Genomic DNA, 13887 nt, shown 5'->3' on the forward strand with positions numbered 1-13887 from the left:
AGGAGCATGTCACACGTCGCGCGCGAAGGGCGAGCGGATGTCCGAAAGAAACTGCTGCGCGCGCGGATGCTGCGGCCGGTTGAAGAAGTCGTCGGGCGTGGCGCGTTCGAGCACCTTGCCCTCGTCCATGAAGAGCACGCGGTCGGCCACCTCGCGAGCAAAACCCATCTCGTGCGTCACGCAGACCATGGTCATGCCATCGCGCGTGAGGTCGCGCATCACGAGCAGCACCTCGCCCACCATCTCGGGGTCGAGCGCGCTGGTGGGTTCGTCGAACAGCATCAGCGGCGGCTGCATGGCGAGTGCGCGCGCGATCGCCACGCGCTGCTGCTGGCCGCCCGAGAGTTCGCTCGGCCATGCGTTCGCCTTGCTGGCAAGGCCCACGCGCTGCAGCAGGGCGAGGGCGCGCTCGTCGGCCTCCTTGCGCGAGAGGCCGCGCAGCTGCATTGGCGCCATCATGCAGTTCTGCAGCACCGTGAGATGCGGAAACAGGTTGAACTGCTGGAACACGAAACCGATGCGCGAGCGGAACGCATTCACGTCGGTGCCCGGCGCATGGATGTCCTTGCCGTCGATGAGGATGCGGCCCGACTGGATCGGCTCCAGCCGGTTGAAGGTGCGGATCAGCGTCGACTTGCCCGAGCCCGAAGGCCCGCACACGACCACCACTTCGCCCTTGCGGATGGTCTCATTGATGTCGACCAGGGCGTGGTAGCTGCCGTACCACTTGTTGACGTTCTGGAGTTCGATCATGCGGATACCTTGGGAGCCGAGACGGAGCTGGCGGTGGACATGCCGCGCCGCGCGAGCCGGCGTTCGAGCCAGTAGGCAAAGCGCGAGAGGCCGAAGCACAGGATGAAGTAGGTCAGGCCCAGGATCAGGTAGATCTGCGCGGGCTTGGTGAACACCTGCGTGTTGATCTGCGTCGCAATGAACGACACCTCGGCCAGCCCGATGATGTAGCCGAGCGAGGTCTCCTTGATGGTCGAGACGAACTGGTTCACCAGCGAGGGCAGCATGCTGCGCAGGGCCTGCGGCAGCACCACCAGGCGCATCGCGCGGCCGTAGTCCAGGCCCAGTGCGCGGGCGGTTTCCATCTGGCCGCGCGGCAGGCCCTGGATGCCAGCGCGCACGATCTCGGCCAGGTAGGCCGCATCGAACACCACGAGCGCGATCAGCATGGTGGTGAACTGGTCGGTCTTCACGCCCGTCACGCTGGGCAGGAAGAAGTAGGCCCAGAAGATCACCATCAGCAAGGGAAGGCCGCGCACCACGAAGACGAAGCCCGTCACCGGCCAGCGCAGCCAGCGCCATGGGCTCACGCGCGCCAGGCCGAGCGCGATGCCCAATGGCAGCGCGAGCACCAGGCCGCAGGAGGCGAGCAGCAGCGTGAGCACCAGTCCGCCGAGCGGCCCGTTCGGATACTGCCCGATCAGGAAGTAGACCCAGTAGTCGTTGATGATTTCTAGCATCTCGTCGACATTCCTAGATGGTCCGCACCGGGAAGCGGTGGTGGTACCAGGTCGCCAGCCCCGTGATGGCCAGCGACACCGTCAGGTACGCCGCGCTCGCAAACGCGAAGGACTCGAAGCTGCGAAAGGTCGCGCTCTCGACCTGTCCGGCCTGGTACATCAGCTCGGCCACGCCGATCACGGTGGCGATCGAAGTGTTCTTCCAGAGGCTCAGCGTCTGCGAGATCAGCGGCGGCACCGTCACGCGCAGCGCCTGCGGCAGCACCACGCGTCGCATGGTGCCCAGGAAGCTGAAGCCCAGCGCACGGCCGGCCTCGAACTGCACCGTGGGAATCGCGCGGATGCCGCTGCGGATGTCCTCCGCCATGAAGGCGGCCGTGTAGAGCGACAGTGCGATGATGGCGCTGTAGGCCTCGATGTGGCCCGCATAGAGCCATTGCTTGATGCCCTCGGGCAGCAGCTCGGGCGCACCGAAGTACCAGAACAGCATGTGCGCAAGCAGCGGGATGTTGCGGATGGTCTCCACATACGCAAAGCCGAGCCAGCGCAGCGGCGCGAGCGGCGAAAGGCGCAGCAGCGCCACCACCAGCGCGATCGGCAGCGCCAGCACGAGCGAGGCTGCCAGCAGCTGCAGCGACAGCAGCAGGCCCGCGACCAGCATGTCGTGGTACTTGCCGGTCAGCAGCAGCGAATAGTCGAACAGGGGCATGGGGGGCGACAGTATCACCGCCGCGGACTGTTCAGAAGCTGCGAGCCCCCATCCCGGCCTTCCCCCGGAAGGGGAAGGAGAAATGCCATGTCAGTCGATCTTGTCGCTTTCCAGCTTGAAGTCGCGCGTCTGGAAGCCCGATGCGGTATTCGGCCCGTACCACTTGACGAAGATCTTCTGCGCCTCGCCCGACTTCTCGAGCTCGCGCAGCGTCTCGTCCACCACGGCCTTGAGTGCGCTCTCGCCCTTCTTGATGCCGATGGCCAGCGCCTCGGTGCTCAGGTTCTGCTTGAGCACCACGTACCTGGCCTTCTGCGGGCCGAGCTTGGCGTAGCTGCGCAGCAGCGCGGCCTCGTCGTCCACGTAGCCAACGCCCTTGCCCTGCTGCAGCGCCTGGAAGGCCTGCTGGCTGGTGTCGAAGGTCACGACCTCGGCGGTAGGCACGGCCTTGCGGATGTTGGGCTCCTGCGTGCCGCCGCGGATGGTCAGCACCTTCTTGCCGGCGAGTTGCGGCACCTCGGTGATGCCGCTGTCCTTTTTCACGATGGCCTTCTGGCCGGTGACGAAGGTGGTCAGCGAGAAGTCGATCTGCGCCTCGCGCTCCTTGTTGTGCGTGAGGCCGGCGGCCACCAGGTCCACGTGGCCCTGCTGCAGCTCGGGAATGCGCGCGGCCACGGCAATCTGCTTGAGCACCGGCTTCACGCCGATCTTCTTGGCAATGGCGTTGACCAGGTCGACCTCGTAGCCGACGATCTGCCGCGTCTTCGGGTCGATGAAGGTCGCGGGCTCGTCGGTGCCGAGCACGCCAACCACGAGTTCGCCTTTTTTCTTGATGTCGGCGAGCTGATCGGCATGGGCGGCGATGCCCGTCAGCAGGGTGGAGGCGGCGAGGGCCGCGGCAAGCAGGGTGTGGCGCATGGTTGTTCTCACTCCGGATGAAAAGACGAAGGGCTGGACCCTATCAACAAAACCCGCGATTATTAAATCCTCAATCGACATATGCATATGGCCTTGCCGGATCGGCCCTGGCACGGCCTGGGTTAAATTCGCGGCGCAAAAACCGCCTCCGGCCCCCGCGGCATCCATCTTCAGCGAGCTCTTCATGATCATCAAACCGCGCGTGCGTGGCTTCATCTGCGTCACGACCCATCCTGCGGGCTGCGAGGCCAACGTCAGGCAGCAGATCGACTATGTCAAGGCAAAGGGAAGGATCGCGGGCGGGCCGAAGAGGGTGTTGGTCATCGGCGCATCGACCGGCTACGGGCTCGCCGCGCGCATCACTGCGGCCTTCGGCTGCGGCGCCGGCACGCTGGGCGTCTTCTTCGAGCGGCCTGGCAGCGAGAGCAAACCCGGCTCGCCCGGCTGGTACAACACGGCCGCCTTTCACCGCGCCGCCGCGCAGGAAGGCCTCTATGCCAAGAGCATCAACGGCGACGGCTTCTCGGACGACGTGAAGCAGAAAGCCATCGATGCAATCCGCGAGGAGCTGGGCCAGGTCGACCTCGTCGTCTACAGCCTGGCCGCGCCGCGGCGCACCCATCCGAAGACCGGCGAGGTCTTCAATTCGGCGCTCAAGCCCATCGGCAAGGCCGTGAGCCTGCGCGGCATCGACACCGACAACGAAGTCGTCAAGGACACCGTGCTCGAATCCGCCACGCAGAAAGAGATCGACGACACCGTGGCCGTGATGGGAGGCGAAGACTGGCAGATGTGGATCGACGCGCTGCAGGCCGCCGGCGTGCTGGCCGATGGCGCCAAGACCACGGCCTTCACCTACCTGGGCGAGCGGATCACGCACGACATCTACTGGAACGGCTCCATCGGCGCCGCCAAGAAGGACCTCGACCAGAAGGTGCTCGGCATCCGTGCCGGGCTGGCCGCGAAGGGCGGCGATGCGCGGGTTTCGGTGCTGAAGGCGGTCGTCACGCAGGCGAGCTCGGCGATTCCGGTGATGCCGCTGTACCTGTCGCTGCTGTTCAAGGTGATGAAGGCCGAGGGCACGCACGAGGGCTGCATCGAGCAGGTCCACGGGCTTTTTGCCGACAGCCTCTATGGCAACGCGCCGCACCTCGACGAGGAGGGCCGGCTGCGTGCGGACTACAAGGAACTGTCCCCGCAAGTGCAGGCGCGCGTGATGGCGCTCTGGCCGCAGGTCACGAGCCAGAACGTCCACGAGCTCACCGATCTCGCCGGCTACAAGGCGGAGTTCCTGCGCCTTTTCGGGTTCGGCATCGAAGGCGTGGACTACGAGGCCGACGTGAATCCCGACGTGGGAATTCCGAACCTCGTCCAGGCCTGACAGGCGCACAGAGGGATACTCCCGCCATGCAGATTCACGAAAAGCCTCCCGCCGATACCCCCTTCGAATGGATCGGCGGCGAACCCAGGGTGCAGGCGCTGGTCGATCGCTTCTACGACCTGATGGAGCTCGAACCCGCCTATGCGCAGCTGCGCGCGGTGCACGGCACCAGCCTCGACAACGCGCGCCAGCGCCTCTTCTGGTTCCTGTGCGGCTGGCTCGGCGGACCGCAGCACTACACCGACCGCTTCGGCCATCCGATGCTGCGCGCGCGGCATCTGCCGCAAAGCATTGGCGGCCACAGCATCGGCATCAAGGAGCGCGACCAGTGGCTGGCCTGCATGGACCAGGCGATGGGCGAGACCGGGGTGCCCGAGGGATTGCGCGCGCGGTTGCGCGATTCGTTTTTCCAGACCGCGGACTGGATGCGAAACCGCGGCGAATGACAAGACAGACAACGACTCCGAAAGATCCTCTTCCATGAATCCCATCGTCATCATCGGCGGCGGCCACGCCGCGGCCCAGCTTTGCGCGGGGCTGGCTGAAGCCGGGCAGGGCGCGCGCGTGCACCTGGTCTGCGAGGAGGCTTGCGAACCGTACCACCGGCCGCCGCTGTCGAAGGCCTTTCTCAAGAGCGCTGAGGAAACCACGCAGCCGCACAAGGCCGCCGACTGGTACCGCGAAGCGGGTATCACGCTGCATCTGGGCGATGCGGCGGTGGCCATCGACTGCGAGGCGCACACCGTCACCCTGCGTTCGGGTGCGATCCTGCCGTGGGAGCGACTCGTGCTGGCCACCGGCACGCGCGCGCGCCAGATGCCCGACCTGAAGCCGGGGCTCGAGAACGTCGCGAGCTTGCGCGCGGCCGATGAGGCGCATCGCCTGCGTTCGCGACTGGCTGCTGCGCAGCAGGTCACGGTGCTGGGCGGCGGCTTCATCGGGCTCGAAGTGGCAGCCACCGCCAGGGCGCTCGGCAAGAGCGTGCAGGTGATCGAGAGCGCGCCGCGGCTGCTGGGCCGCGCCGTGTCGCCGGAACTCTCGGCCCATGTGCTCGCGACGCATCGTGCGGCGGGCATCGACATCGTGCTCGGCGCGCGCACCGGCGCCTTCGAGGTCGAGGGCGAGCGGCTGCTGTCGATCCAGGTCAACGGCGCGAAGCAGCCGGTGGACCTGCTGCTGCTGGGCATCGGCGCGGTGCCCGAGACGGCGCTGGCGCAGGCCGCGGGCATCGAGTGCGCCGACGGCATCGTGGTCGATGGCCACATGCAGACCAGCGCGGCCGACGTGCTCGCCGTGGGCGACTGCACACGCTTTCCCGACCGCCGCGCAGGTCGCGCGCTGCGGCTCGAATCGGTGCAGAACGCGAACGACCAGGCGCGCACGGCTGTGGCCACGCTGACCGGCGCGCCGCGCCCGCACGACGTGGTGCCATGGTTCTGGTCCGACCAGGGCAGCATGCGCCTGCAGATGGTCGGCCTGATGCCGGCCGAGGGCACGCCGGGCCTGGCCAGCGTGCGCCGCGCCGGCCCCAAGCCCGAGGCTTTCTCGCTGTTCCACTATGTCGACGGGCAGCTGGCGTGCGTCGAATCGGTCAATGCGCCGGTCGATCACATGATGAGCCGCAAGCTGCTCGAAGCGGGGCGCAGCCCCGATGCGGCGGCCGTGGCGGATGCATCGGTTCCGCTGAAGAATCACTTGGCGTAAGCCGGCTGCGCTTCCTGCTCCCTCCCCCGCTGGGGGAGGATAGGGGTGGGGGCACGACGGCGATGGATGAGGCACGGCCCGTGCAAAGGCCGCGAGCCCCCATCCCAGCCTTCCCCCGGGAGGGGAAGGAGCAAGGCAGAAAGCGTCAGCGCCGCGCGGGCGCCAGCAGCACGACCAGCGCGCCGGCCCCACCCTCGGCCGGCTTGGCCTGCACGAAGGCGATCACCTCGTTCTTCTGGATCAGCCAGCGCTGCGTCTTGGTCTTGAGCACCGGCTGCTTGCCGGGGGAGCCCAGGCCCTTGCCGTGCACCACGCGCACGCAGCGCAGCCCCTGCTTGTAGGCATTGCGGATGAAACCGCCGAGCGCCTCGCGCGCCTCGTCGCTGCGCAGGCCGTGCAGGTCGACCTGCGCCTGGATGCTCCAGTCGCCCTTGCGCAGCCGCGCGGTCACGTCGGTGCCGATGCCAGGGCGGCGAAAGCTCATGGCGTCGTCGACGTCGAGCAAGGTGGTCACGTCGAACTCGTCGGACAGCGACTCGCGCAGCACCCGCTGCTCGTCGAGCTGGTGCTGCACCGGAATGGGCGCCGGCGGCTCGGGCGCGAGCGGCACCGCAGCCTTGCGGCGCAGCGGCTCGGTCGCGCCGATGGCGCGCGTGAACAGGTCTTTCTCGGCCGTGCGCTTGCGCTCGGCCGCGGCCCTGGCGGCGGCTGCCGCTGCTTCGCGCTCGCGGGTCTCGGCCAGCGTGCGTTGCACCTGCTTCAAGTCGGCCAGGTTCTTGATGGGCGGTGTGCGGGAGGCCATCAGAGCAGCCCTTTCTCGGCCATCGAAAAGCTCTGGCCGGTGCTGACGATCACATGGTCGAGCACGCGCACGTCGATCAGCGAAAGCGCGGCCCTGAGCGTCTGGGTGAGGGACTCGTCGGCCCGCGAGGGCTCGATGCTGCCGCTCGGATGGTTGTGCGACAGCACCACGGCCGCGGCCTGGTGGTGCAGCGCACGCGTGACCACTTCGCGCGGGTAGACGCTGGTCTGGGTGAGCGTTCCGCGAAACAGCTCCTCGAGCACGATCAGCCGGTGCTGCGCATCGAGAAACAGCACCGCGAACACCTCGTAGGGGCGCGATCCGATGTGCAGCTGCAGGTACTGCTTGACCGTGCCGGGCGAGTCGAACACGGTGCGTTCCTTCAGGCGCTCGGCCATGGCGCGGCGCGCCAGTTCGAGCACGGCGATGAGTTCGGCGCGCTTGGCGTCGCCGCCCATGCCCTTGATCACCTTCAGGTCCTCGGCGCTGGTCTGCAGCAGGCCCGAAAGGCCGCCGAAGTGGTCGAGCAGTTCCTGCGCGAGCTGGAGCACGTTTTTTCCCGCCACGCCCGTGCGCAGCAGCAGCGCCAGCAGCTCGGCGTCGGCCAGCGCGGCGGCGCCCCGCGCAATGAGCTTTTCGCGCGGGCGGGCGTGGGCGGGGAGATCCTTGAATGCCATCGAAAGCCTGGGTGAAACCTTGAAAGAGCGGGTGGAAGCCCCGGCTCCTTAAAATGCAGTCCAGTTTATCGGGACACCCACCTTGTCTTTGCCTATCTCCGCTGCCCCCATGTCCCACGTTGTGACTTCCGGCTCGTTCCTGACCCTGCATTACCGGCTGGCCGGTCCGGCGGGCGACATCATCAACACTTTCGCCGACAAGCCCGCGACCCTGTCGCTGGGCACCGGCGAGCTCTCGCCCGCCATGGAGCAGCGGCTCATGGGCCTGGAAGAGGGCACCCACGCCACCTTCGAGCTGCCCGCCGGCGAGGCCTTCGGCGAGCGCAATCCCGAGATGCAGCAATGGGTGGCCAGGAAGCTGCTCGCGCAGATGGGCGACCCCGACGAGCAATACGCGGTCGGCGACGTGGTGCAGTTCCCCACGCCCGACGGCGCGGGCAGCTATGCGGGCGCGGTGGTCGAATCGAACGAGACCGCGGTGCGCTTCGACTTCAACCATCCGCTGGCCGGGCAGCCTGTGACCTTCGAGGTCCGGCTGATCGGCGTTCTATGAGCGGCCCGGCTGCAAAAACCGCAGGATGCCTGGCATGAACACGAACATCGAGGAAGTCATCCTCGCCGAGCCGCGCGGCTTCTGCGCCGGCGTGGACCGCGCCATCGAGATCGTCGAGCGCGCCATTGCCAAGTTCGGCGCGCCGATCTACGTGCGCCACGAGATCGTGCACAACACCTACGTGGTCAACGAGCTCAAGGCCAAGGGCGCGATCTTCATCGAGGACCTGGCCGACGTGCCGCCCGGCGCCACGCTGGTGTTCAGCGCGCATGGCGTGAGCAAGGCGGTGCAGCAGGAGGCGCGCGACCGCGGCTTCGACGTCTTCGATGCCACCTGCCCGCTGGTGACCAAGGTGCACGTCGAGGTCGCCAAGCTCGCCAAGGAGGGCTACGAGTTCATCATGATCGGCCACAAGGGGCACCCCGAGGTCGAAGGCACCATGGGCCAGCTCGCCAGCGGCATCCACCTGGTGGAAGACGTGGAAGACGTGGCGAAGGTGACGCCCGCGCAGACCGAGAAGCTCGCCGTGGTCACGCAGACCACGCTCAGCGTGGACGACGCGGCCGAGATCGCGGCGGCCGTGCGTGCGCGCTTTCCGAAGGTGCGCGAGCCCAAGCAGCAGGACATCTGCTATGCCACGCAGAACCGCCAGGACGCGGTCAAGATCCTGAGCCCGCAGGTCGACCTGGTGATCGTGGTCGGCAGCCCCACCAGCTCCAACAGCAACCGGCTGCGCGAATTGGCAGAGCGCCTGGGCACCGAAAGCTACATGGTCGATTCGGCCGACGAACTCAAGCCCGAGTGGTTCGAGGGCAAGGGCCGGGTCGGCCTCACGGCCGGCGCCTCCGCCCCCGAGATCCTGGTGCGAGAAGTGATCGACCGCGTGAGGGCGCTGGGCGCCGTGTCGGTCCGCAAGATGGACGGCATCGAGGAAACCATCAAGTTTCCGCTCCCCAAGGGCCTCAAGCTCGACGACATTCCCCCTCCTGGACACATCTCTTGAACAACGAAAACACCCGCTGGCGCTCTGAAACGGAGAGCGCCTCCCGCAGGCTGCGCGAACGCGCCGGCGGCTTCCTGCGCCAGACCCCGCTCTGGAAACTGCCGTCCGCGGCCTTCGGCCTGGCGGCGCCGGGCGTGGAGGTGTGGCTCAAGCTCGAGCACATGCAGGTGAGCGGCAGCTTCAAGGCGCGCGGCATGATGAACCGCCTGCTGGCCAACGACATTCCCGAAAGCGGCGTGATCGTGGCCTCGGGCGGCAACGCGGGCATTGCCACCGCGGCGGCGGCCAAGGCGCTGGGCGTGCGCTGCCAGGTGTTCCTGCCCGGCGTCTCGCCCGAAGCCAAGCGCGCCCGCCTGAGGGCGCTCGGCGCCGAGGTGATCGTGGTCGGCGAACTCTATCCCGACGCCTTGGCGGCCTGCCTCGCGCGCCAGAAGGAAACCGGCGCCTTGCTCACGCATGCCTACGACCAGCCCGAAGTCGTGGCCGGCGCTGGCACGCTCGGCCAGGAGATCGAGGCGCAGGGCGGCCTGCCCGATTCCGTGCTCGTGAGCGTGGGCGGTGGCGGGCTGATCGGCGGCCTCGCCGGCTGGTTCGAAAAGCGCGCCCGCGTGGTGGCGCTCGAGCCGGAAAAGGCGCCCACGCTGTACCGCGCCCGCCAGGCCGGCGAGCCGGTCGATGTCGACGTCGGCGGCATTGCCGCCGATTCGCTCGGCGCACGCCGCATCGGCGCCATTTCCTGGGACATCACCCAGCAATACGTGCAGGACGCGCTGCTGCTGTCCGACGAATCCATCCGCGCCGCGCAGCAGTGGCTGTGGAAGGAATTGAAGCTCGCCGTGGAGCCGGCCGCCGCGCTGCCGCTGGCGGCGCTGCAGACCGGCGCCTACCTGCCGCGCGAAGGCGAGAAGGTGTGCCTGATCGTCTGCGGGGCCAACGTCGACCCGGCCACCGTGGCCTGAGGCTGCCGCCCTATTTCTCGCAATTGACCATCCACGGCACGCCGAACTTGTCCTTCAGCATGCCGAAGCCCGCGGCCAGAACTGCGGGCCGAACGGCATCGTGACTTCGCCGCCCTCGGCCAGCGCGTCGAAAAGCTTCTTTCCTTCCTCCACAGTGTTGCCGTCCACCGACAACGAGAAGCCCTTGTGCCCTTCGAAGGGCATGCCGGGCGGCATGTCGGAGGCCATCAGCTGGTGGCCGCGGGCTTCCAGCGTGGCGTGCATGATCTTGTCCTTGTAGGCGGCCGGCGTTTCGGCGCCCATCGGGCTTTCGCCGAAGCTCATGCTGAAGACGACCTTGCCGCCCAGCGCCTTGGCATAGAAGGCCAGCGCCTCGGCCGCGTTGCCGTTGAATGTCAGATAGGCTTGCATCGCTCTTTCCCTTCGGTTGAAGTTGCGGGGAGGGCGATGCTACGCCCACCTAAAATCCCCCCATGCTTGACATCACTCTGCTCCGCAAAGACCTGGCTTCCGCTGTGGCCGGCCTCGAAAAACGCAAGAAGAACCAGCCCTACCTCGACGTGGCGGCGTTCACCGCGCTCGAGGCCGAGCGCAAGACGCTGCAAACCCGCACCGAGGAAATCCAGGCCCGGCGCAACGCGCTGAACAAGCAGATCGGGCCGCTCAAGGCCAAGGGCGAGCCGGTCGAGGCGCTGATGGCCGAGGTCAACGCGCTCAAGGCCGAGCATGAATCGCAGGCCGCGCGACTCGACCAGATCCAGCCCGAGCTGCAGTCGCTGCTGCTGGCCGTGCCCAACCTGCCGCACGCCAGCGTGCCGGTCGGCGAGGACGAAACCGGCAATGTCGAGATGCGCCGTTGGAGCCCGAAGGGCGGTGCCGGCGCCGATGCCGCGCCGCTGGCCTTCGCGGCCAAGGACCACGTCGACCTGGGCGCACCGCTGGGGCTCGACTTCGAGATGGGTGCCAAGCTCGCGGGCTCGCGCTTCACCGTCATGAAGGGGCCGATTGCCCGGCTGCACCGCGCGCTCGCGCAGTTCATGCTCGACATCCAGACCGAGAAGCACGGCTATGCCGAGTGCTACGTGCCCTACATCGTCAACGCCGCCACGCTCAGCGGCACCGGCCAGCTGCCCAAGTTCGAAGGCGACCTGTTCGCCGCCAAGAAGGGCGGCCAGGACGGCGAGCCCGCGCCCGACCATTCGGCGCTCTATCTCATCCCCACCAGCGAAGTGCCGCTCACCAACTTCGTGCGCGACGAGGTGGTGGCCGAGGCGCAGCTGCCGATCAAGCTCACGGCCCACACGCCGTGCTTCCGCTCCGAAGCCGGCAGCGCTGGCCGCGACACGCGCGGCATGATCCGCCAGCACCAGTTCGACAAGGTCGAGATGGTGCAGATCGTGCATCCTGAAAAGAGCTACGACGCGCTCGAGCAGATGACCGGCCACGCCGAGGCCGTGCTGCAGGCGCTCGAACTGCCGTACCGGGTGGTGCTGCTGTGCACCGGCGACATGGGCTTTGGCGCCACCAAGACCTACGACCTCGAAGTGTGGCTGCCTGCGCAGAACACCTACCGCGAGATCAGCTCGGTTTCCAACTGCGAAGCCTTCCAGGCGCGCCGCCTGCAGGCCCGTTTCAAGAACGCGCAGGGCAAGAACGAACTCGTCCATACGCTCAACGGCTCGGGCCTGGCGGTGGGCCGTACGCTGGTCGCGGTGCTGGAAAACCACCAGAACGAGGACGGCTCGATCAACGTGCCCGCCGCGCTGCGGCCTTACCTCGGCGGACTGGAACTGTTGCGCGGTTGAATGGACGGGGCTTCAAAAGCCCGGTTTTGGTCTGCTATAATCGCAGGCTCGACAGCACCGGAGAGGTGGCAGAGTGGTCGAATGTACCTGACTCGAAATCAGGCGTACTAGCGATAGTACCGAGGGTTCGAATCCCTCCCTCTCCTCCAAGAATGGCCCCGCAAAGGGGCTATTTTTTTGCCCGTTCCACGGGCACGGCCGTCCGCGCTGGCGAAACCGGAGCCTTTCGTTTCCATGCTTTCGCGTTTTTCGCGACCGCTGTTCACGGCGTCCAGCCAAGCTTCAAAGCAACTGTATCGGCCCGTTAAGATCGCCACCTCCCCATGCTCCCGCATGCCGGGATTTTTCCTTGTAGTCGAATGAACAAGAGGCTCCGCGCCACATGGCCAATCCGTCGATCGCGAGCGTGACACCGGTCCCGGCTTCAGCCGACGAAGCCGAATCCTGGGTTCGCGGCGAGCTGATCCGCAGCCTCATGCGCTCCGCGCGCGGGTCCTACATTGTCTCGGCGGCGCTCATGCCGGCGATGGTCGGGCTGAACTGGAGCTACGTGCCCCACTGGGAGCTGCTCACGTGGCTCGCCGCCGGCCTTATTGCCACGGCCTGCCGGGCCTGGGGTGCCAGGGTCTATGCCGTGCGCTACGCCGGCAGGAGTGCGGCGGCGCAACAGCAGTTCACCGAGCGCTATGGCTTCATCTGGAGCACCAGCGCGATCGTGTGGGGCTTGTCGATCCTGCTGTTCTTCGAGCGTACGCCGCAGGTCAACCAGTTCATGAGCTGGCTCATCGTGGCCGGCGTCGGCACGTTTCCGCTCAACGGGCTGGCGCTGCACCCGCCGCTGCTCAAGCGCTACGTCAACACGCTGTTCATCACGATGCTGGGGGCGGTGCTGATCCGGCTCGTGAGCATCAACCTCGTGGCGCCGCATTTCCACTACGGCTTCCTGATGCCGATCCTGCCGATCCTGCACTGGTTCCTGCTGCTGCGCGCGGGGCGCCACATCCACGAGACGGCGCGCAACAGCCTGGAGCTGCTGTTCCACAACCACATCCTGATCAAGTCGCTCACGCAGCAGCGGCAGGCGGCGGTGGCGGCCGTGGCCATGAAGAACCGCTTTCTCGCGAGTGCCGCGCACGACATGCGCCAGCCGGTGCTGGCCCTGTCGCTCTACGCCGACTGGCTGCGCAACGAGCCCGAACTGGTGCTGGAACTAGCGCCCAAGATCGTTCGCGCCACGCATGCGGTGAACGCGCTGTTCGATTCGATGTTCGACCTGGCGCGTATCGACTCGGGCCAGGTGCGCCTGCACATCGAGCGCGTGGACGTGGCCGAGCTGCTGCATGACCTCGAGCTGCAATACCGACCCGTGGCCGAAAGCCGGGGGCTCGACTTTCGCGTGCACGTGACCGAAGGCAGCTTCCTGACCGATCCGATCCGGGTGCGCCGCATGCTCGGCAACCTGCTGGCCAACGCGATCAAGTACACCACCGATGGCGGCGTGCTGCTGGCCTCGCGGCAATCGCGCGACGGCCTGCGCGTGGAGGTGTGGGACACCGGCATCGGCATTGCGCCCGAGCACCTGCGCGACGTGTTCCTGGAGTTCTACAAGGTGGCCGACCATGCCGGCACCTCCGACGGCTTCGGCCTGGGCCTGGCCATCGTCGCGCGCCTCTCGCACGTGCTGGGCCACCCCGTCAGCGTGCGCTCCCGCCTGGGCAGCGGCAGCGTGTTCCGCGTCGCCCTGCATGACGCCGACGAAGCCGTGGCCCAAGCCCGCGTCAGCGCCTCCGGCGGCTGAGCCAAAGCCACCCAACCAACAAAAAACCGCGTCAGAGCGCGGTTTTCAGCAGCCTACAACCTGCGCATGCCCCTTCCAGGAACACCGTGGAACCGGCTTTGCCGGG

14 protein-coding genes, 1 tRNA gene and 1 pseudogene are annotated in these 13887 nt (G+C 67.2%); 9 read left to right on the forward strand and 7 right to left on the reverse strand.

The genetic code is table 11. From position 1 onward, the window contains the following. Positions 1–9 precede the first annotated feature (9 nt). The 4 genes from L1081_RS00695 to L1081_RS00710 all read right to left on the reverse strand — a co-directional run bounded on the left by L1081_RS00695 (position 10) and on the right by L1081_RS00710 (position 3099). A complete protein-coding gene (locus L1081_RS00695) occupies positions 10–753 on the reverse strand; it encodes an ATP-binding cassette domain-containing protein (RefSeq protein WP_489414729.1) in 744 nt (247 codons plus the stop codon). Further along, on the reverse strand, positions 750–1472 hold the full coding sequence (locus L1081_RS00700) for an ABC transporter permease subunit (protein WP_489414730.1): 723 nt from the start codon (positions 1470–1472) through the stop codon (positions 750–752). Before L1081_RS00700 ends, L1081_RS00695 begins: the two co-directional genes overlap by 4 nt. Before the next feature lie 13 nt (positions 1473–1485). After that, positions 1486–2181: an amino acid ABC transporter permease gene (locus L1081_RS00705; protein ID WP_489414731.1), complete on the reverse strand. Its 696-nt coding sequence runs from the start codon at positions 2179–2181 to the stop codon at positions 1486–1488. A 90-nt stretch (positions 2182–2271) separates the two neighbouring features. Continuing rightward, the gene (locus L1081_RS00710) at positions 2272–3099 is read right to left on the reverse strand and encodes a transporter substrate-binding domain-containing protein (RefSeq protein ID WP_489414732.1); all 828 of its coding nucleotides are present in this window, start codon (positions 3097–3099) and stop codon (positions 2272–2274) included. A 184-nt stretch (positions 3100–3283) separates the two neighbouring features. On the opposite strand from L1081_RS00710, the gene fabV reads away from it, so the two are divergent. Genes fabV through L1081_RS00725 form a run of 3 tightly spaced genes read left to right on the forward strand, consistent with a single transcriptional unit; the run spans position 3284 to position 6184 of the window. After that, the gene (gene fabV, locus L1081_RS00715; RefSeq protein WP_489414733.1) at positions 3284–4480 is read left to right on the forward strand and encodes an enoyl-ACP reductase FabV; all 1197 of its coding nucleotides are present in this window, start codon (positions 3284–3286) and stop codon (positions 4478–4480) included. Positions 4481–4506: 26 nt separating this feature from the next. After that, on the forward strand, positions 4507–4926 hold the full coding sequence (locus L1081_RS00720; protein ID WP_015866812.1) for a group II truncated hemoglobin: 420 nt from the start codon (positions 4507–4509) through the stop codon (positions 4924–4926). Positions 4927–4960: 34 nt separating this feature from the next. Next, entirely contained in the window at positions 4961–6184 is a 1224-nt protein-coding gene (locus L1081_RS00725; RefSeq protein WP_489414734.1) for an FAD-dependent oxidoreductase, read from the forward strand. 145 nt (positions 6185–6329) lie between these two features. Here the strand turns inward: L1081_RS00725 and L1081_RS00730 are convergent, their stop codons facing one another. Both L1081_RS00730 and radC read right to left on the reverse strand, forming a co-directional pair. Beyond that, positions 6330–6986 carry a Smr/MutS family protein gene (locus tag L1081_RS00730; protein WP_489414735.1) on the reverse strand — a complete coding sequence of 219 codons (657 nt, stop codon included), beginning with the start codon at positions 6984–6986 and terminating at the stop codon, positions 6330–6332. Further along, positions 6986–7663 carry a RadC family protein gene (gene radC, locus L1081_RS00735; protein ID WP_489414736.1) on the reverse strand — a complete coding sequence of 226 codons (678 nt, stop codon included), beginning with the start codon at positions 7661–7663 and terminating at the stop codon, positions 6986–6988. Before radC ends, L1081_RS00730 begins: the two co-directional genes overlap by 1 nt. Positions 7664–7772: 109 nt before the next feature. Between radC and L1081_RS00740 the strand changes: the two genes are divergently transcribed. The 3 genes from L1081_RS00740 to L1081_RS00750 are packed head-to-tail and all read left to right on the forward strand — an operon-like array spanning position 7773 to position 10178. Next, positions 7773–8216, forward strand: coding sequence for an FKBP-type peptidyl-prolyl cis-trans isomerase (locus tag L1081_RS00740; protein ID WP_015866808.1), 444 nt, complete (start codon positions 7773–7775; stop codon positions 8214–8216). A gap of 34 nt (positions 8217–8250) precedes the next feature. Then, positions 8251–9219, forward strand: coding sequence for a 4-hydroxy-3-methylbut-2-enyl diphosphate reductase (gene ispH, locus L1081_RS00745; protein ID WP_489414737.1), 969 nt, complete (start codon positions 8251–8253; stop codon positions 9217–9219). Then, on the forward strand, positions 9216–10178 hold the full coding sequence (locus L1081_RS00750; RefSeq protein ID WP_489414738.1) for a serine/threonine dehydratase: 963 nt from the start codon (positions 9216–9218) through the stop codon (positions 10176–10178). The genes ispH and L1081_RS00750 overlap by 4 nt, the downstream gene beginning before the upstream one ends. Positions 10179–10188: 10 nt before the next feature. Here L1081_RS00750 and L1081_RS00755 read toward each other — a convergent pair. After that, positions 10189–10589: pseudogene (locus L1081_RS00755) on the reverse strand (VOC family protein). A gap of 62 nt (positions 10590–10651) precedes the next feature. On the opposite strand from L1081_RS00755, the gene serS reads away from it, so the two are divergent. The 3 genes from serS (at position 10652) to shkS (ending at position 13781) form a co-directional block, all read left to right on the forward strand. Next, complete coding sequence (serS, locus tag L1081_RS00760; RefSeq protein ID WP_489414739.1) at positions 10652–11983, forward strand: serine--tRNA ligase; 1332 nt, start codon at positions 10652–10654, stop codon at positions 11981–11983. A 59-nt stretch (positions 11984–12042) separates the two neighbouring features. After that, a tRNA-Ser gene (locus tag L1081_RS00765) sits at positions 12043–12132 on the forward strand. A gap of 233 nt (positions 12133–12365) precedes the next feature. Next, on the forward strand, positions 12366–13781 hold the full coding sequence (shkS, locus tag L1081_RS00770; RefSeq protein ID WP_489414740.1) for a surface-behavior sensor histidine kinase ShkS: 1416 nt from the start codon (positions 12366–12368) through the stop codon (positions 13779–13781). Positions 13782–13887 lie beyond the last annotated feature (106 nt).

Origin of the sequence: Variovorax sp. MSC1_012 (assembly GCF_023667525.1) — a bacterium.
Taxonomy (GTDB): Bacteria; Pseudomonadota; Gammaproteobacteria; order Burkholderiales; family Burkholderiaceae_C; genus Variovorax; species Variovorax beijingensis_B.